Origin of the sequence: Kocuria sp. SL71 (assembly GCF_026672465.1) — a bacterium.
GTDB lineage: Bacteria > Actinomycetota > Actinomycetes > Actinomycetales > Micrococcaceae > Kocuria > Kocuria palustris.
On the sequence record NZ_JAPPRE010000001.1, the window covers coordinates 1,686,860 to 1,704,877 of the forward strand.

The 18,018-nt window shown below is 71.7% G+C and carries 15 protein-coding genes; 3 read left to right on the plus strand and 12 right to left on the minus strand.

Features of this window, described 5'->3' with window-relative positions; all coding sequences use genetic code 11:
- The first annotated feature begins 42 nt into the window (after nt 1-42).
- Nucleotides 43-1,347, plus strand: coding sequence for a class I SAM-dependent methyltransferase (locus tag OVA15_RS07530; RefSeq protein ID WP_268144126.1), 1,305 nt, complete (start codon nt 43-45; stop codon nt 1,345-1,347).
- A gap of 145 nt (nt 1,348-1,492) precedes the next feature.
- Here the strand turns inward: OVA15_RS07530 and OVA15_RS07535 are convergent, their stop codons facing one another.
- On the minus strand, nt 1,493-2,638 hold the full coding sequence (locus tag OVA15_RS07535; RefSeq protein WP_268145653.1) for a glycoside hydrolase family 3 N-terminal domain-containing protein: 1,146 nt from the start codon (nt 2,636-2,638) through the stop codon (nt 1,493-1,495).
- A 422-nt stretch (nt 2,639-3,060) separates the two neighbouring features.
- Here OVA15_RS07535 and OVA15_RS07540 point away from each other — a divergent pair, with 422 nt between their 5' ends.
- Nucleotides 3,061-4,203: a glutamate--cysteine ligase gene (locus OVA15_RS07540; protein WP_268144128.1), complete on the plus strand. Its 1,143-nt coding sequence runs from the start codon at nt 3,061-3,063 to the stop codon at nt 4,201-4,203.
- Between the two features lie 70 nt (nt 4,204-4,273).
- Here OVA15_RS07540 and tsaD read toward each other — a convergent pair whose 3' ends face one another.
- The 9 genes from tsaD to alr all read right to left on the minus strand — a co-directional run bounded on the left by tsaD (nt 4,274) and on the right by alr (nt 12,565).
- Nucleotides 4,274-5,401, minus strand: coding sequence for a tRNA (adenosine(37)-N6)-threonylcarbamoyltransferase complex transferase subunit TsaD (gene tsaD / locus OVA15_RS07545; RefSeq protein ID WP_268144130.1), 1,128 nt, complete (start codon nt 5,399-5,401; stop codon nt 4,274-4,276).
- Nucleotides 5,398-5,964 carry a ribosomal protein S18-alanine N-acetyltransferase gene (rimI, locus tag OVA15_RS07550; protein ID WP_268144132.1) on the minus strand — a complete coding sequence of 189 codons (567 nt, stop codon included), beginning with the start codon at nt 5,962-5,964 and terminating at the stop codon, nt 5,398-5,400. The genes tsaD and rimI overlap by 4 nt, the downstream gene beginning before the upstream one ends.
- On the minus strand, nt 5,961-6,710 hold the full coding sequence (gene tsaB, locus OVA15_RS07555) for a tRNA (adenosine(37)-N6)-threonylcarbamoyltransferase complex dimerization subunit type 1 TsaB (RefSeq protein WP_268144134.1): 750 nt from the start codon (nt 6,708-6,710) through the stop codon (nt 5,961-5,963). The genes rimI and tsaB overlap by 4 nt, the downstream gene beginning before the upstream one ends.
- A gap of 34 nt (nt 6,711-6,744) precedes the next feature.
- Nucleotides 6,745-7,584, minus strand: coding sequence for a polysaccharide lyase family protein (locus OVA15_RS07560; protein ID WP_268144136.1), 840 nt, complete (start codon nt 7,582-7,584; stop codon nt 6,745-6,747).
- Complete coding sequence (locus OVA15_RS07565) at nt 7,581-9,146, minus strand: alkaline phosphatase D family protein (protein ID WP_268144138.1); 1,566 nt, start codon at nt 9,144-9,146, stop codon at nt 7,581-7,583. The genes OVA15_RS07560 and OVA15_RS07565 overlap by 4 nt, the downstream gene beginning before the upstream one ends.
- 233 nt (nt 9,147-9,379) lie before the next feature.
- Nucleotides 9,380-9,823: a hypothetical protein gene (locus OVA15_RS13255; protein ID WP_326493268.1), complete on the minus strand. Its 444-nt coding sequence runs from the start codon at nt 9,821-9,823 to the stop codon at nt 9,380-9,382.
- 51 nt (nt 9,824-9,874) lie between these two features.
- Entirely contained in the window at nt 9,875-10,582 is a 708-nt protein-coding gene (locus OVA15_RS13260) for an amidohydrolase (protein ID WP_326493269.1), read from the minus strand.
- A 65-nt stretch (nt 10,583-10,647) separates the two neighbouring features.
- Entirely contained in the window at nt 10,648-11,247 is a 600-nt protein-coding gene (gene tsaE / locus OVA15_RS07575; protein ID WP_024289951.1) for a tRNA (adenosine(37)-N6)-threonylcarbamoyltransferase complex ATPase subunit type 1 TsaE, read from the minus strand.
- Complete coding sequence (gene alr / locus OVA15_RS07580; RefSeq protein WP_326493270.1) at nt 11,240-12,565, minus strand: alanine racemase; 1,326 nt, start codon at nt 12,563-12,565, stop codon at nt 11,240-11,242. The genes tsaE and alr overlap by 8 nt, the downstream gene beginning before the upstream one ends.
- A 51-nt stretch (nt 12,566-12,616) precedes the next feature.
- On the opposite strand from alr, the gene OVA15_RS07585 reads away from it, so the two are divergent.
- Nucleotides 12,617-14,755, plus strand: coding sequence for a phosphatase (locus tag OVA15_RS07585; protein ID WP_268144140.1), 2,139 nt, complete (start codon nt 12,617-12,619; stop codon nt 14,753-14,755).
- Nucleotides 14,756-14,869: 114 nt separating this feature from the next.
- On the opposite strand, the gene mgrA is transcribed toward OVA15_RS07585, so the two are convergent.
- On the minus strand, nt 14,870-15,970 hold the full coding sequence (gene mgrA, locus OVA15_RS07590) for an L-glyceraldehyde 3-phosphate reductase (RefSeq protein WP_053447809.1): 1,101 nt from the start codon (nt 15,968-15,970) through the stop codon (nt 14,870-14,872).
- 133 nt (nt 15,971-16,103) lie between these two features.
- On the minus strand, nt 16,104-17,984 hold the full coding sequence (treZ, locus tag OVA15_RS07595) for a malto-oligosyltrehalose trehalohydrolase (RefSeq protein ID WP_268144143.1): 1,881 nt from the start codon (nt 17,982-17,984) through the stop codon (nt 16,104-16,106).
- Between the last annotated feature and the right edge of the window lie 34 nt (nt 17,985-18,018).

Here is an 18,018-nt window from a genome sequence, read left to right on the forward strand (position 1 = left end):
GGTCCGTCGATCACCGTCCGCTCAGAGGCTAGGGTCGAGGACGTGGAAGAGACCCCCTCCCCCGAGACCGCCGCCGAGTCCCTGGCCGCGCTGCTCACCCCCGAGGGCATGCGGCTGCTCGACGGGCTGGGCCCCTATCGGGAGGACGAGGCCCTCCAGCAGATCTCGCGGCTGCGCGCCGAGGGGTTCGCCCCCGAGCTGATCTCCGCTGCCATGACCCAGTCGCGGCTGCGCACCGCCGCGGCCGCCAAGTTCGGCGAGTTCGCCCAGCACATGCTCTTCACCCAGGACGGCCTCGAGCAGGCCACCCGGCTGAGCGTCTCGGCCGTCCACGCCAGTCGGTACGTCCAGGCCGGTGTGCGCCGCGTGGCCGATCTGGGCTGCGGGATCGGCGCCGACGCCATGACCCTGGCCTCCGCCGGGCTCGACGTCACCGCCGTGGAGCTCGATGAGACCACCGCGGCCGTGGCGACGGTGAACCTCACGCCGTTCCCCGAGACCCGCGTGGTCCAGGCCGACGTCCAGAGCCTCGACCTCGACGGCCTGCCCGGCGGACGCCCCGAGGCGCTGTGGCTCGATCCGGCCCGCCGCGAGACCGCCGGAGCCTCCCGGAGGATCTTCGATCCGGAAGCCTTCTCCCCTCCCCTGTCCTTCGTCGAGGCGCTGGCCGATTCCGGGATGCCGGTGGGCGTGAAGATGGGTCCGGGCCTGCCGCACGCGGCCGTGCCAGAGGGGTGCGAGACGCAGTGGATCTCCCACCGCCGCGATGTGGTCGAGGTCGTGCTGTGGTTCGGAGCACTGGCCCGCCCCGGGATCCGCCGCGCCGCCCTGGTCATGGGCGAGCAGGGCCACCACGAGCTGATCTCCTCGGAGCCGTTCCCAGACCCCGACGACGCACCCCTGACGGTCTCCGAGGACAGCGACGACGCCGTCCCGCCGATCGCCGCCGGCGACGTCGTCTGGGAGCCCGACGGAGCCGTGATCCGCGCCGGACTGGTGCAGGACCTGGGCGATCGTCTGGGTGCACGCCTGGTCCATCCCCGCATCGCCTACCTGACGGCCTCCGACGTCCAGGACCCGTCGACCCCGTTCGCCCGCGCCTACCGCGTGCGCGAGGTCCTGCCCCACACCGTCAAGGTGCTCAAGTCCTGGGTGAAGCAGAACCGGATCGGCACCCTGGAGATCAAGAAGCGCGGCACCGACGTCACGCCCGAGCAGCTGCGCCGGCAGCTCAAGCCGTCCGGGCCGAGCCGCGCCACGCTGATCGTCACGCGGCTGTGGGACACCGACGACCAGGGCCGCACCGGCGAGCGCCGCGCGGTCCTGGTCGTCGAGCCGTTGAGCTGATGCCGCACCACCGCACCCCATCGCTGCTGATCGGCTGCGGATCTGCGGCCTCGGCGCTCCCGTTCGTCGAAGCCGCAGCTCCGCATGTCGTCGACGTCGATCAGCTGCCGATCTGCGGCCTCAGCGCCGCGACGGGCAGCCGGGCTCAGCCGTCGAAGCGCGCGACCAGCTCCTGATGGCTCCCGGGCTCCGCGGGCTCGACCGGAGCCGACTCCTGGGCCTGGTCATAGCTCATCTGCATGGCCACCACGCGGGCGGCGGCCTCATCCAGGCGCTGCTGCGGGATGGCACCGGACTCCACGGCCTGCACGATGTCCGCGTGGGCAGCGGCCTCGTCCTCGGGCATCACCAGCAGATCCGCGCCGGCCTGCAGGGCCGCACCGGCAGGGGTGGTGACCCCCGAGTCGACGGGTCGGCCCGGTCCCACGACGTCCTTCAGGGCCCCCATGTCGAGGGCGTCGGTGACGACCGCCCCCTGGAAGCCGAGGTCCTCGCGCAGCGCCTGGTAGGCCTTCGGCTCCAGCGTGGCGGGCACCTGGTCGGTCCAGTCGCTCACGGCGATGTGCCCCATCATGATCGTCGGGGCGCCGGCGTCGACCGCGGCACGGAACGGTGCCCAGTCCTCATCCTTCAGGGTCTCGACCGGGGTCTGCTGGACCGGCAGCCCCACGTGGGAGTCGGTGCTGACGGAGCCGTGGCCCGGGAAGTGCTTGGGCGAGGAGATCAGTCCCGCATCGGAGAGTCCGCTCATGGCGGCCACGGTCTGCTCGGAGACGATCTCGGGGTCGTCGCTGTAGGCGCGGTCCTGGACGACGGCGTCGTCGGGGCTGGTCACATCGGCCACGGGGGCGAAGTCCATGGTGAAGCCGAGCCCGGCGAGCTCTGCACCCATCCCGGCGGCCGCCTCGCGGGTCAGCTCCGGATCGTCCGCGGCGCCGACGGTCTGCGCGGAGGGCCAGACGGTCAGGGGCTCGGCCAGGCGGGCGACGGAGCCGCCCTCCTGATCGACGCCGATGATCCCGGACCAGTTGCGCTCCTGGGGGCTCAGGGCCGCACCGACCCGCTCGTTCTGCGAGCGCATGGCCTCCACGTCGACGTCCGAGGCGCCGCCGCCCGCGCCGGCTTCCTCCGTGATCCCCTGCCCGTCGGCGGTGGGGACGTTGGCCCCCATGACGATCACACCGCCCAGGTGCAGATCCCCGATCTGGCTGATCTGGGCATCGACCGAGGCAGGGTCCGCCCCGCTCCAGGTGGCCAGGAGAACCTGCCCGGCCTTCTCCTCGAGCGTCATCTCGGACACTGCCTCCTCGGCCGCGGCACGGGTCCGCTCATCGGGCAGCAGTCCGGCGGCCTGCTCGCCTGAGCCGGCCTCGGAGCGGGCGGAGGATTCCGACGGGCTCGCGGCACTCGCCCCGTCCGAGGCGGTCCCGGAGGGCGTCGTCCCTTCCGACGGCGCCTGCTGGCTTCCGCAGGCGCTGAGCACGAGCCCTCCGGCGAGGACGAGGCCGAGCCCGGCGCGACGGGTGCGAAAGCGGGCACGGACAGCTACGGAGTCCGGCAGGGCGGGGGTGCGACGGTCGACGGGGGGAAGTTCATGACGCGGCATGCCGTCCAGGGTAGCGATCCGCACCGCGAGGGCTGTGCGCTGTTCTACAGTGGGATCCGCTCGGATGCCGCCGAGCGGATCCCCGGACGTCCTGCCAGCGAGGTGCCATGAACATCGAATTCAGCTCATCGCCGCAGTCGACACTGGGCATCGAATGGGAGGTCGCGCTCGTCGACGCCCAGACCGGCGCGCTCGTGCCCCGGGCGGAGGAGATCCTCGCTGCCGTGCACAGCCAGGTTCCGCAGCGCGCCGAGGACGGCGATCACCCCGTGCTGACCGGCGAGTTCCTGAACAACACCGTGGAGATGGTCACCGGGGTGTGCCGCAGCGTCGGGGAGGCGGTGGGTCAGCTCGAGCAGATGCTCGGTGAGATCCGCCGGGTGACCGACCCCCAGGGCATCGAGATCTACCCCGCGGGCACCCATCCGTTCTCCCGCTGGCAGGACCAGTCTGTCGTGGAGAAGGACCGCTACTTCACCGTCCTGGACCGCGCTCAGTACTGGGGGCGGCAGATGGTGATCTTCGGGATGCACGTCCACGTGGGCGTCGACTCACAGGACAAGGCCCTGCCGGTCCAGGACCACCTGCTGGCCCATTACGCCCACCTTCTGGCGCTGTCGGCCAACTCTCCGTACTGGAACGGCTTCGACACCGGCTACGCCTCCCACCGCGCCCAGCTCTTCCAGCAGCTGCCGACCGCGGGCATCCCCTACTCGTTCCAGAACTGGTCGGACTTCGAGCTGTGCGTCTCCGATCTGCTGGCCACCGGCGTGATCGACGACATCAGCGAATCCCGCCTCGATGTCCGCCCCGTGCCCAAGTACGGCACGGTCGAGATGCGCTTCTGCGACTCCCCCACCTCCGTGCGGGATCTGAGTGCGATCGCAGCGCTCACCCAGTGCCTGGCCGAGGAGGCCTCGCGGATCGTGGACTCGGGGCGCAAGGTCGAGCAGATGCGCCCGTGGCTGATCCGAGAGAACAAATGGCGCGCAGCCCGCTACGGGCTGGAGGCGATCATCATCCGGGACAACGCCCTGGAGGAGCTGCTCGTGACCGACGACCTGGCCGCCATGCTCGAGCGGCTGCAGCCGATCGCCGTGGACCTGGGCTGCGTCGAGGAGCTCGCAGGCGTGGCTCGGATCATCGCCGAGGGCACCGGCTCCACTCATCAGCGCGCCGCCGTGACCGCCCACGACGGCGACCTGCGCTCCGCCGCCCTCGACGTCGTGCAGCGGGCCCGGCGGGGCTGAGGCACGAACTCCCGCGACGACGGCGCCCGAGCTCTCCCGACAGGGAGGACTCGGGCGCCGTCGGTCCTGCTCAGGCCTGCAGCGCGGCTGCGGGCATGGACACCGTGGCCACGGGCAGCCCGGGCTCGGCGGTGAACTCGAGCCCGGTCGGCTGCGCCCCCACCGAGACCAGCCGCGAGCCCAGAGCCGCCACCATGGCGCCGTTGTCCGTGCACAGGCTCAGCGGCGGAACCACCAGGCGTATGCCGTTCTCGGTGCAGCGCTGGGCGGCCAGGGCGCGCAGTCGCGAGTTCGCCGCCACTCCCCCGCCCAGCAGCAGGGTGGACAGCCCATGCTCGCGCGCAGCCAGCATGGCCTTGGACGTGATGACATCGGCCACCGATTCCTGGAAGGAGGCGGCCACATCGGCGACCGGGACCTCCTGGCCCTCGGCCTCGAAGGCCTCGACCACCCGGGCCACCGCGGTCTTGAGACCGGAGAAGGAGAAGTCGTAGCGGTGCGGGCCAGGCGCCTCCGCGCTGCCCATGTACTTGCCGGCGGCCAGACCGCGCGGGAAGCGGAAGGCCTTCGGATCCCCCTCGGCGGCGGCGCGGTCGATCACGGGGCCGCCCGGGTAGCCGAGTCCGAGCAGTCGGGCGACCTTGTCGTAGGCCTCTCCGGCGGCGTCATCGATGGTCGAGCCGAGCATCTCGACGTCCTCGGCGATCTCCCGCACGGCCAGGATCTCGGTGTGCCCGCCGGAGACCAGCAGCGCACCCAGACCGGGCACCAGGGAGCCGTCCTCCGCGATCAAGGTCGGGGCGCCGTCGTCGTCGGGATCCAACAGGCCCACCGAGACGTGGGCGACCAGGTGGTTCACGGCGTACAGCGGCTTGCCCGTGGCCAGTGCGAGCGCCTTGGCGGCAGAGACGCCCACCATGAGGGCGCCGGCCAGACCGGGGCCTGCGGTCACGGCGATCGCATCGAGATCCTGCAGGCGCACCCCTGCGGTGCGCAGCGCCTCCTCGATCGTGGGCGTCATGGCCTCCAGGTGGGCGCGGGCGGCGATCTCGGGAATGACCCCGCCGAAGACGGCATGCTGGTCCATCGAGGAGGCCACGGCATTGGCCAGCAGGCGCCGCCCACGCACGATGCCCACGCCGGTCTCATCGCACGAGGTCTCGATGCCCAGGACCAGGGGGCTGTCGGTCGTGGTCATCGCGGGTCCTCCCGGGGGTCGTCGTGCGCTGCGGCGGACAGGTCCATGTGGCTCGTCAGGTCGGTCGTGCTCGGCGGGCGCTGAGTGCCGACTGCCTCGGAAGCACCTCCGTCGGCGCTCAGCGGGGCGAGCATGATCACGGCAGTCTCCCCGTCCGGGTAGTAGCGCGGGCGCTGGGCGATCTCCGTGTAGCCGAAGCGCCGGTAGAGCGACTGCGCCGTCTCATTGGACTCGCGCACCTCCAGCAGGACCTCCTGCGCACCGCGCCGACTCGCGATCTCATGCAGCGCCTGCAGCAGGGCCGAGCCCAGGCCGCGCCCGCGCAGCTGCGGGATCACCGCGATGTTCTGCACGTCGGCGGTTTCTGCCACCACCATCACGCCGGCGTATCCCACGATCCGCTCGTCCTGGACCGCCACCAGGTAGCGGCGGGTCTCATGCGAGATCTCGGCGGCGAGCATGTCCTCGGACCAGGCATCGCCCGGGAACAGCTCCCGCTCCAGGCGGTGCAGTGCGGCGACGTCCTCGAGCGCCGCCGTGCGCAGCTGCCACGGCCCGCTCACGCCCCGGCCTTCTTCCGAGGCCCGGGCACCTTGGCGTCGGACTCGCGCAGGTACAGCGGAGCAAGGTCCTGCGAGAGCTCTTGGCCCGCGGCCAGCGCCTCGGCGGCGGCCATCCCCAGCGACGCCGCGCTCGCCTGCCACTGCGACGGCGCCTGCTGCGGCCCGCCCGGCACCGGCTCGACGACGGCCTGCGGCAGCTGCTCGGCGTAGAGGCCGGCACCGCGGCCGTAGACCGGCAGCTCGGGCAGCTCCTGGGCAGGACCGACGCGAGGTCCGTCGACCAGCAGCGGCGCCCCCGTGCCCTGCAGCCGGCACTGCGCCCAGTAGACCTCGCGGCGCCGGGCGTCGGCGGCCACGACGAAGGACGACGGCGGCTGCGGAAGCGCCGCGACGTCTTGCGCCAGAGCGGCCAGGCTCGTCATGCCCCAGACCGGCAGGTCCCAGGCGAATCCGAGCACCCGTGCTGTGACCAGGCCCGCGCGCAGGCCGGTGAAGGGCCCGGGGCCGGTGCCCACCAGGATGCCGGACAGGTCCTCGGGCGCCGTCCCGGACCGCTGCAGGACGTCCTGGACTGCCGGGCTCAGCACCTCGGCGTGGCTGCGGGTGTCCTCGGTCGACCACTCGGCCAGCACCCGGGCCTTCCCGGGCGAGGCGCCGTGATCGCCGAAAGGGAGTCCCGGGTCGTCGTCGACCTGCAGGAGCGCGACGGAGGCGGCGGAGGATGAGTCGAGGCACAGCAGAAGCACCGGGTCAGTCTAAGCCGCCGCCTCACGTCCCCGCTCAGCGCGCGAACAGGCCCAGAGCGTCCCAGGCCACCCAGCCGCCCTCGGCGAGGACGAACTCGACGGTGTTCTCACCGGCGCGCAGGGCCCCGGCCGGGAGCTCGAGCTCGTGGCGCGAGCGCTTGAGCGGCGAGCCGGTCGCCGTGGCATCGCCCTGCCGCGAGCCCTTGTTCGACCCCCGCGGCAGCTCGATGCCGCGCACCGGCGTCCCGTTGACGGCGATGTCCAGCCTCCCGCCCAGCGAGGTCGTGTCCACGAGCCACAGCGCCAGATCAGTCGTGCCCGGGGCCTCGTCGAGCTCCACGACCCAGCGGGCCCGATAGGACTTCCGGCCCGCCCAGGCGTCGCCGGGGCCGGGCAGCAGGTACGGCCAGGCCTGACGGGGCTCGTCGTCGCCCTGGCGGAACTCGATGAGCGCCTGCGGGTAGGTCTTCGGGATCTTCGCGTAGTCCTTCGGGGCGAACTGCAGCTCGTGGGTCCTCCCGTCGAAGGAGCCGATCGCGGCCAGCTCCGTGCCGGTCTCGGTGACCGAGGCCTGCGAGGCTGCGATCAGCGGCCGGCTGGACAGGGACAGGCGCCCCGCATCGCTCACGGCGATGACCGTGAGGCTGTGCTGCTCCCCAGCGGGGTCCAGCCCGTCCAGCACGAAGCGCGGGAAGACGGTCCGGCCCACCAGGTGCTCCGGGTCCGGCTCACGCCCCCCGGCCCGGGGTGCTCCCGAGTAGATCCGGTAGTGATCGATCAGCGGCTCCCAGGCCAGCGCCTGCCACCGCAGCTCGAGGCGGCCGATCCCCGCCTCGGCCTCGAGGCCCTGGACGGTCTGCGGGCGAGGGCTCATGCTCGGTCCTCTCCGGCCGGGGCGAGTCCCGGCTCTCCTGCTCGGGTGCTGAAGCGCGCCGAGAGCTCCTTGGGCGCTGTGTCATCGGCCTCGATCCAGGGCACGACCCAGAAGCTCGAGGTCATCTCCTGCGGGGTCAGCCGGACGTGGACGTAGCCGCGGCGCCCGTCGTAGTTGCGCACGTAGGGGTGGCGGGTCCAGTCCGCGGTGTAGGCATCGGTCTCGGATCCGTCCCCGTCGGATGCCACCGACGTGCAGACCAGCTCGACGCCGATCGTCTCGGAGGACGGATCCGCGAAGTCCTCCTTGAGCTCGGCGGCCACGTGCTTGTGGATGTCACCGGTGAGCATGACCGGGTTGGAGACCTCGGACATGGCCGCCATCAGGCGTCGGCGGGCTGCCGGATAGCCGTCCCACATGTCGGTGCGGTCCTCGGAGACGGCCGTGAGCACGACCCCGTTGGCCAGCACGTCCCAGGTCGCAGTGCTCTGCGACAGGCGGCCCTCGATCCAGGACTCCTGCTGGGCTCCCAGGATCGTTCGCTGCTCCCGGTTCTGCTCCTGGGCATCGGCAGGCTCCGGATCGCGGAACTGCCGCGAGTCCAGGAGGCTGAAGCGCGCCAGCGTGCCCACGTCGAAGCCGCTCGTGATGTCCGCGTCCGGGCCGGTGGGCAGGGCCTCGAGGTCCAGGGGCATGTTCTCGTAGAACGCCCGGTAGGCCACCGCGATCTGATGCTCGAAGTCCTCGGGGGACACGTCCTTGCCGGAGACCGCCGCGGCGTAGTTGTTCTGGACCTCGTGGTCGTCCCACACCGCCACGGCCGCCGCCCGTGCATGCACGGCCTGCAGGTGCGCATCCGACTTGAAGAGGCTGTAGCGCAGCCGGTACTGCTCGAGGGTCTCGATCTCCACCTCGTGCGCCGGCGCGACGCTCGCGCCCTGGCGCCACAGGTTGTCCGCTGTGATCCCGTACTCGTAGATGTAGTCCCCCACGAAGACCACGAGGTCCAGGTCCTCCTCCTGGGCCAGGTGGCGGTGCGCGGTGAAGTGCCCGTGGTACCAGGCCTGGCAGGAGACCAGGCCGAAGGAGAACGCGTCGGTCTGCTGTCCCGGGGCCGGCAGGGTCCGGAACCGCCCCACCGGGCTGACCTCTTGGCCGGATCGGAACCGGTACCAGTACTGCGTGTCCGGAGCCAGCCCCTCCACGCGAGGATGCACGGAATGCGCCAGCTCGGGCTGGGCCAGGGCATTGCCCCGCCGCTGCACGCGGGTGAACTCCGGGTCCCGGGAGACTTCCCAGCGCACCGGCGCCGGCCGCAGCGGCATCCCTCCGTGCCCGTCCTCGGCCAGTGGGTCCGGGGCCAGACGCGTCCACAGCACGGCGCCGTCGGGGCGCGGTGCGCCGCTGGCGACTCCCAGCCCGAACGTCGCCCCGGCTGCCTCCCCGGACTCGCTCGCCTCGGCAGGGGCGCTGATGCCCAGGGCGAGCGCGGTGCCGGTCAGGCCTCCGAGCTCCAGGAGCCGTCGTCGGTTCAGGGTGTGCGGGGCCGTGGTGGGTGACATGGGTCCTTCATGGGGAGCGGGTTTCGGGGGAAGGCCCCACCGTCCCCGCCTCAGGTTTCCCGTACCCGAACTGGCGCTGAATGCCCCTGGACCTGCCGGTCACGAGTGGTTGAAGACGTCGACGCATCGGCTGGGGCCGATCAGAGATTCCTCCACCCGGACGCTCGAGGCCGCACCTTCGCATCCCATAAGTGCTGAGGGACTGCGAAGCTGCGGCCTCGTCGGAGAGCGGGTCAGCCCAGCCAGGCCAGCGCGGCCGCCAGGTGCGCCTTGGTACCGGACTCGAGGGTCGGATCGATGTCCGGGTAGAAGTACGACGAGTGGTTGGGGGCGATCTGGTCCGCGGGATCGTCGCTGGACTCGGCCCTCTCGAGGCGGCCCTTCGAGACGCCGCCGACCGTCCAGTAGGTGTAGGGGACGCCGAAGGCGCTCGGCACGATGCTGAAGTCCTCCGAGGCGGTCTGCGGACTCTGCTCGAACACGGCATCGCCGAACTGGGCGCGCAGGGCCTCGGTGACCTTGGCGCTGACGTCGTCGTCGTTGTCGGTGAGCGGGTACTGGTCGTAGTAGCGGAACTCGGGCTCCTGGGGGCAGCCGGCCGCCTCGCACTCGCCGCGCACGATCCGCTCCAGGGCGGTGATCATGGTGGAGCGGACATCCTCGTCGTAGGTGCGCATGTTCAGCAGCAGCGTGGCCGTGGCGGGGATGATGTTGGACTTGGACCCGGCCTATATCGAGCCCACGGTCAGCACCGAGAACGACGACGGCGGGATCTCCCGGGACACCACCGTCTGCAGTCGCATCACGATCGTGGAGGCGAGCACCACCGGGTCCACGCTCAGGTGCGGCATGGAGCCGTGGGCGCCGGAGCCGTGCCGGGTGATCTCGATCGAATCGCCCGCCGAGAGGATGGGTCCCGCCTTGGTGCCGATGGTGCAGGCCTCATGGGTCATGACGTGCTGGCCCAGCACCACCTCGGGGGCGGGGACCTTCTCGATCAGGCCGTCGTCGACCATGGAGCGGGCGCCGGCGGCGATCTCCTCGCCGGGCTGGAACAGCGCGATGAACGTCCCGGACCATGCCTCCTGGTGCGCCGCCATCGCACCGGCAGCGCCCAGCAGCGCGGCCACAAGCATGTCATGGCCGCAGGCGTGCATCAGCGGGACGGTGCGGCCGTCCTCGTCGGTGGTCGTCTCGGTGGAGGCGTAGTCCAGCCCTGTCCTCTCCTCGACCGGCAGGGCGTCGAAGTCCGCCCGGTTCATCGCCACGGGGCCCTGACCGTTGGCGAGCACGCCCACCACGCCGCCGCCGAGGCGCTGGACCTCGAAGCCGAAGACCTCCAGGCGCTCGGCGATGATGCCGCTGGTGCGGGGTCTCGTGCATGGACAGCCCGGGGTGGGCGTGGAGGTCGATGTAGACCTCGCGCTGCCATTCAAGCTGCTCCTGCACGGCGTCGAAGACGACCGCCGGAGCACCCGCCCCGCGCACGGGCAGCGTGAGCTCAGCCCTGGTCGGCGAAGTCGTGCAGCGCTTTCGGCACACGGTCCCAGCGTGGGCCGATGCCGCGCAGCCGCAGCGTCCGCGGCTCGTCGACGGCCGCAGCTTCGTCCTCGTCGTGGTCCGCGGCGAACTCCGCCAGCACGTCCGACAGCGAGCGCTGCCCTCCCTGCGGCCGCTCGATCTCGATCTCCAGCCGAGAGTCGCTGAGCCCCTCGACTTTGCCGCGCCCCCACTCGATGACCGTCACCCACTCGGCGAGGGTCTCCTCGAGGTCGATGTCCTCGACCTGGGCCGCATCGGCCAGCCGGTACGCGTCCACGTGCACGAGCCCCGGGGCGCCGGGACGGGGGCCGTGGGCGTCGTTCGGGTGGCGACGGGCCAGCACGAACGTGGGCGAGATGATCCCCTCCACCGCTCCCAGGCCGCGGCCCAGGCCCTGCGTGAAGGTCGTCTTGCCGGCCCCGAGGGGGCCGTCAAGCAGGATCAGGTCACCGGCTCGCAGCTCGCGTCCCAGCCGCTCGGCCAGGCGCTGGGTCTCGATCGTCGAGCCGACCTGCACGGTGCGCTCCCAGCGCGGCGCGCTGCCGTCGGACTCAGCCATCGGCGCGGCCCTGGCCCGTCTCGGATGCGTCGGCCCGAGCGTGGGCCGCACGCTCCTGCGCCACCCGGTCGAACGCGAGGTCGGCGCGGGTGTCCACGTGCACCCGCTGCACGCGCGGGGAGATCCGGGTGATGATCTCGTAGTCGATCGTCCCGGCGGCCTCGGACCACTCGCGCACCGAGGGGGCGCCCTCGCCGCCGAAGAGGACCGCCTCCGCACCCAGCAGATGGCTCATGTCCTCCGTGGTCCGCAGGTCAACGACCATCTGGTCCATGGCGATCCGCCCGACGACCGGGTAGGTGCGGCCCTCGATCATGACCGGGGCCCCGGTGGCCACGCGCGGCACGCCGTCGCCGTAGCCCATGGGGATCAGCGCGAGGGTGGTCGCCTCGGAGGTGCGGTAGCTCAGCCCGTAGGAGATCCCCTGGCCCGAGGGGACCCGCTTGATGTTGGCCACCGACGTCCGCAGGGTCATGGCAGGCAGCAGCCCGAGCTCCTGGGCGCTGCGATCGGCGAACGGCGAGACGCCGTAGAGCCCCACGCCGGTGCGCACGATGTCCCCGCGCATGGTCTGCGGATCCGCGAGCGCACCCGGCTGACCGAGCGACAGGGTCGCCGGCGTGTTCGCCAGGTGGGTGAACCGCGGGGCGAGCCCCGCCTCCCGTGCCTGCCGCACGGCGGCGGCGAAGGCCTCGACCTGCTCATCGGTCTCCGGGCGCTCGGGCTCATCGGCCACGGCCAGGTGGGAGAAGATCCCGTCGACGCGCAGCGCACCGCCTCGCTCCAGCCCGCGGACGGTCTCGAGGACCTGCGGCCACTGCGACAGCGCGAAGCCGTTGCGGCCCAGGCCGGTGTCGACCTTGAGGTGGATCCGAGCCGTGCGCCCGATCCGCTGGGCCGTCGCCGCGATCTCGAAGAGCTCCGCACCGGAGACCCCCAGAGCGATGTCCCGCTGCAGCGCAGTCTCGAAGTCGGTGTCCGCGGTGTGCAGCCAGGCCAGGATCGGGGCGCGGATCCCGGCCTCGCGCAGCTCGAGGGCCTCGCGCACATGTGCCACGCCCAGGCCCTGCGCCCCTGCGACCAGTGCTGCACGGGCCACCGGCACCGCACCGTGGCCGTAGGCATCGGCTTTCACCACGGCCATCAGGGCGGCAGGATGGGCGAGCTCGGCCAGCACCCGCACGTTGTGGCGGATCGCGGCGAGATCGACGACCGCGCTTCGCTCGGGCGCCGCGCCCTGACGATGGACGTCTTGGGCGACGAACGCTGCGGCAGGCGGCTGGCTGCGGGTGTCAGGGGCTTGGGGATCGGTGCTCACCGGACCATTGTGGCACCGTGGTCGCGCGCCCAGCGGCCCTAGAGTGTTCGCGTGCTCACCTCCGAAGATCCCTGCGCCGCTCCGACCGGTCCGTCGCAGAAGTGCCTGCGCATTGCGATGCTGTGCCTGCACACCTCTCCCCTGCGCCAGCCCGGCCAGGGAGATGCGGGCGGGATGAATGTCTACGTCCGGCAGCTGGCGAGTGAGCTGGCCCGGCTCGGCCATGCGGTGGACCTGATCACCCTGTGGCGCGACAGCGAGCACCCCGGGCAGCGGCGTCCGGCGCAGACCGTCACGGCCCAGCCCGTCGGCGAGCTGCCGGGGCTGCGGCTGGTGAGCGTGACTCTGCCCGAGACCGCGAGCACGGCCAAGGACGAGCTGCCGCGGCATCTGCCCGCCGTCGCCGCGGCTCTGCGGGCCGCCGCTGCGCAGCTGCTGCCCCGCCCCGATGTCCTCCACGGGCACTACTGGCTCTCCGGGGAGGTCGGCCGGGATCTGGCGCAGGACTGGGGCATCCCGCTCGCGCTGACCCTGCACACCAGTGCCCGCGGCAAGAACGCGCAGGCGGCCGCCGGGGAGGCCCTCGAGCCGGAGGTCCGGGAGCGCGCCGAGCAGCGCCTGATCCGCGAGACCTCGGCCCTGGTGGTCAACACCGCCGCCGAGGCCGAGCAGATGCGCGAGCTCTACGACGCCGACCCCGCCCGGACCCACGTGATCGCCCCGGGCGTGGACCTCGAGGTGTTCCGCCCGGACGGCCCGCAGCCTCCCGACGCTCCGTCCTCTGAGCCGCAGTCCGCTGCCCGCCAGGACCACGAGCCGGTGATCGGCTTCGCGGGGCGCCTACAGCCGCTCAAGGGCCCGCAGATCCTCCTGGAGGCGATGGGCCTGCTGGCCGCCGATCCGAAGGCCCCGGTTCCCCGCCTGCTGCTGGCAGGGGTGGGCGACGACGCCTTCACCGACTCCCTGCACCAGCAGGCCCGGACTCTGGGCATCGAGGACCGGGCCGAGTGGCTCGGCTCGCTGCCCGTGACCGAGCTGGCCGCCGCCATGCGCCGGGCGGATCTCTGGGCGGTGCCGTCGTCGTCGGAGACCTTCGGCCTGGTGGCCCTGGAGGCCCAGGCCTGCGGTACCCCGGTGCTCGCCTCGGATGCCGGCGGGCTGCGCTCAGCGCTCGACGACGGCCGCACCGGCTGGCTCGTCGGTCAGCGCACCCCGCAGGCGTGGGCCGAGGCGCTGCGGGAGGCTCTGGGCGATCCCCAGGAGCTGACCCGTCGTGGCCGTGCCGCCGCCGAGCGCGCCCGCGGCTTCTCCTGGGCGGCCGCAGCACGGGCCCACGTCGAGCAGGTCTATGCCCCGTCGCAGAGGGGGATCACGCCCGGACCTACAGTGGCAGCCATGACGACTTCAGCGCTGAGCCCCCAGGACCTGGCAGATCACCTCGACCGATTCCACGCGACCGGCCCGGTGGCCACGCCCCGGCAGGCCAATCTGGCGAACATCCAGGGCTTCCTGAACTCCTCCGAGCACCAGTACATGGGCGTCACCCCGACTCCGGGCACCACGTACGACGGTGTCTTCCGCCTCATGGTCGAGCGCGTCGGCATCAGCGCCGACCCGTCCTTCACCGAGGGCGTGGACACGATCAGCGCCCAGCTGTGCGTGGCCGCGCTCGAGCGCTACGCCGCGGTGCTCGCCGACGCCGTGCGACCCGGCGCCACGATCTTCTTCGCCACGGCTCACCCCGCGGCCCTGCCTCCGATCTACTCCCGCCTGGCCGCGGCCGCCCGCGCGGCAGGTGCCGAGGTGCTGCACATGCACGGCGGCATCCCGTGGGACGACGGGCAGGTGCGCCAGGTCTCGGATGTGATGATGGTCGAGCAGTACGGCGGACTGCGGCACACGCACCGCCCGGAGCCCATGGAACTGGCCCTCGATCGCCTCGCCGAGCAGGCCGGCGATCCCTCGTTCCTGCCTGATCTGGTGGTCTCCGATCACGGCATGGCAGGTGCCGCCGGCTCCCGCGGGGCGCGGGTGATCGCGATCGCCGACTGCAATGACCCTGCCCCGTTCGTGGGCGAGCAGCAGGGCCTGATCGAGGTCGTCGTGCCGATGGACGACAACATCCCGCCCGAGGCCTACGCCCCGCTGACCGACTTCGTGCTCGAGCGGGCCGGGCTGCCGATCCGCTGAGCGCTCGCCCGCAGCGCAGGGTGCGGGCACGACGAAGGGGACGCTTCCACTCGGAGGCGTCCCCTTCGTGCTGCCTAGCCGCCGACCGGCAGGCGGCCCCTCAGCGGTCCATGCTCAGTCCTTGGTGGACTCGGTGGCCTTGGCCCAGATGTTCACCCCGGCGTCCCGAGCGAGCTCGTCGATGCGGGAGAGCTCGTCCTGGGAGAACTCGAGGTTCTCCACGGCCTTGGCGCTGTCGGCGATCTGCCGGGCCGAGGAGGCTCCCACCAGCGCGGAGGTGACCTGCCCGCCGTCCTGCGGGCGCAGGGTCCAGGCGATCGCCATCTGCGCCAGGGTCTGACCGCGCTGCTGAGCGATCTCGTTCAGCCCGCGGATGCGCTCGATGTTCTCGTCCGTGAGCCATTCGGGGTTCAGGGACTTGGAGGCCGCGGCGCGCGAGTCCTCCGGGATGCCGTTCAGGTACTTGTCCGTGAGCATGCCCTGGGCCAGCGGCGTGAACACGATCGAGCCCATACCGGCCTCCCCCAGCACCTGCACCAGGTTCTTGCCGCCGGCCGGGCCGTCCGCGTTCTCGGAGGGCTCCTCGATCCAGCGGTTGAGCAGCGAGTACGACGGCTGGTGGATGACCAGCGGCGTGCCGAGCTCGCGCATGATCTGCTGGGCCTGGGCGGTGTCGTCGGCGCTGTAGGAGGAGATGCCCACGTGCAGCGCCCGGCCCGAGCGCACGATGCGGTCCAGGGTGCGCATAGTGTCCTCGATCGGGGTCTCCGGATCCGGACGGTGGTGGTAGAAGATGTCCACCCGGTCCAGGCCCATGCGCTCGAGCGACTGATCGAGCGAGTCGATGAGGTACTTGCGCGAGCCGCCGAAGCCGTAGGGGCCCGGCCACATGTCCCAGCCGGCCTTGGAGGAGATCACGATCTCCTGGCGCAGATCGGCGAAGTCCTCCTTGAGCACGCGCCCGAAGTTCAGCTCGGCCGAGCCGTTGGGCGGGCCGTAGTTGTTGGCCAGGTCGAAGTGGGTGATGCCCGAGTCGAAGGCCTGACGCAGGATCTGCTTCTGCGTGGCCATGGGCTTGTCATCGCCGAAGTTGTGCCACAGCCCCAGCGAGATCGCGGGCAGCTTCAGGCCCGAGGTCCCGAGCGTGCGGTAGGGCATGGACTCGTAGCGGTCCTCGGCGGGCGTCCAGCGGGTGTCATCTCCGTAGATCAGCATGTGCCCATCCTTCCACCGCCCGGCGACAGCGCAATGGGAGCAGCAGGACGCACCGCTTCGGAGCCGAAGCGGCCTCCGCTCCCTGGAGGAAGCGGAGGCCGCTGGATCATGGCGGACCGTCCAGCACAGCCTCTCAGGCCCTGAGCACCGCTGCGCCACTGCCCTGGAGACGGATGGACTCCCCGGCCGGCTCCTCGGCGCCGTGGCTCCACAGCACCGACGAAGCGGCACCGCCCAGCGGCACGTCCACGGCGTCGTCGCCGAAGTTGAAGGCTGCGGACACCGGGCCGCGGTGCAGCACGAGCCAGCGGCCGTCCTCTTCGAACTCGGTGCGGATCGTCTCGAAGCCGCCGCGCAGCTCGGGGGTGCGTCGGCGCAGGTCGATCAGTTCCCGGTACGCGGCGAGCACCTTCGCGTGATCGCCCTGCTCGCGCTCATCCCACTTCAGGATCGCCGAGTCGAAGGTCTCCTGCGCCTGGGGATCCGGGACGGAGTCCTCGTCCCATCCCATGCGCGCGAACTCGGCCTTGCGGCCGCTGCGCACGGCATCGGCCAGCTCGGGCTCCGGATGCGCGGTGAAGAATGGCCACGGGGTCGAGGCCGCCCACTCCTCGCCCTGGAAGATCATGGGCGTGTACGGCTGGGTCAGCAGCAGGGCCGCGGCCAGGATCAGGCGATCCGTGGACAGCGTCTGCGGGAAGCGGTCGCCGGTCGCCCGGTTGCCCACCTGATCGTGGTTCTGCGTGTAGGTCACGAACTGCCACGGCTTCTGCCGCTGCGGGTCGACGGGCCCCCCGTGGGAGCGGCCGCGGAAGGACGAGAACGACCCGTCGTGGAAGAACGCGCCGGTCATCGACTTGGCGAGCGCGCCCAGGGAGGCGAAGTCCTCGTAGTAGCCCTGCGACTCCCCCGACAGCGCCCAGTGCGCGCCGTGGTGCCAGTCGTCGAGCCACTGACCGTCCATGCCCAGACCGTTGCGCTGCGTGTCCTCGACCATGCGGACGTCGTTGAGGTCCGACTCCGCGATCGTGAAGGCACGACGACGGGTGCGCTGCGAGGTCTCCGCCACACGGTCCGAGATCTGCTGGAGGATGTGGCGGGCGCGGGAGTCCTTGAGCGCGTGCACGGCATCGATGCGGAAGCCGTCGACGTGGAAGTCCTCCTGCCACATGCGCACATTGTCGAGGATGTGATCGCGCACCCCGTCGGAGCCGAAGTCGTCCAGGTTGATCTGCTCGCCCCACGAGGAGGCACCGGCGGTGAAGACCTCGAAGAACTCGGGCAGGTAGTTCCCGGATGGGCCCAGGTGGTTGTAGACGACGTCCAGCACGACGGCCAGGTTGCGCTCGTGGCAGGCATCCACGAAGCGCTGCAGGCCGATCGGCCCGCCGTACTCCTCCTGGGTCGTGTACCAGGCCACGCCGTCGTAGCCCCAGTTGCGCGAGCCGTTGAACCCGTTGACGGGCAGGACCTCGACGGCGTCGATGCCCAGCTCGGCGAGCGCATCCAGGTGCTCGATCGCGGCCTCGAAGGTGCCCTCCGGGGTGAAGGTGCCGATGTGCATCTCGTAGAGCACGGTGTCCTCGAGATCGGCCCCGCCCCAGTCGAGGTCGGTCCACTCGAAGTCGGCGGGGTCGTAGGTGCATGACAGCTCGTGCACGCCCTGCGGCTGGCGCATGGAGCGCGGATCCGGCAGCACGGCCGATTCGATCGTGCGCTCCTCGGGCGTGCCCGGGTCCAGGACCTTGGAGAGGATGTAGCCGTAGCGCACCGTCGTGGACGGCACGGACTCGGCGGCCTCGTCCGGCAGCGTCCACCAGCCCATGGGGCTGTGCTCGCCGGAGGCGTACTCGGGAGCCGGCTCCAGCCCGCGCGGGCTGTGCCCCGGCAGGTCGAGGGCCTTGATCATCTCGTGGTCCTGCCCGTCGATGCGCACGACGACACCCGCCGCATGCGGGGCGAAGACGTCGAAGCGATCCAGAGGGGCTCGGCCGTTTCCTGCGGAGTAGGACATGTCGTCCTCCGTTCTGCGGTGGGGAGACGACGCG

Bases quoted from the DNA above. Each gene is read 5' to 3' on its own strand.
- tsaD (WP_268144130.1), bottom strand. From the start codon at position 5,401: ATGACCACGACCGACAGCCCCCTGGTCCTGGGCATCGAGACCTCGTGC.
- OVA15_RS07560 (WP_268144136.1), bottom strand. From the start codon at position 7,584: ATGAGCCCTCGCCCGCAGACCGTCCAGGGCCTCGAGGCCGAGGCGGGG.
- tsaE (WP_024289951.1), bottom strand. From the start codon at position 11,247: ATGGCTGAGTCCGACGGCAGCGCGCCGCGCTGGGAGCGCACCGTGCAG.
- OVA15_RS07540 (WP_268144128.1), top strand. From the start codon at position 3,061: ATGAACATCGAATTCAGCTCATCGCCGCAGTCGACACTGGGCATCGAA.
- mgrA (WP_053447809.1), bottom strand. From the start codon at position 15,970: ATGCTGATCTACGGAGATGACACCCGCTGGACGCCCGCCGAGGACCGC.
- treZ (WP_268144143.1), bottom strand. From the start codon at position 17,984: ATGTCCTACTCCGCAGGAAACGGCCGAGCCCCTCTGGATCGCTTCGAC.
- OVA15_RS13255 (WP_326493268.1), bottom strand. From the start codon at position 9,823: ATGCGCACCTACGACGAGGATGTCCGCTCCACCATGATCACCGCCCTG.
- OVA15_RS07565 (WP_268144138.1), bottom strand. From the start codon at position 9,146: ATGTCACCCACCACGGCCCCGCACACCCTGAACCGACGACGGCTCCTG.
- OVA15_RS07535 (WP_268145653.1), bottom strand. From the start codon at position 2,638: ATGACGCTCGAGGAGAAGGCCGGGCAGGTTCTCCTGGCCACCTGGAGC.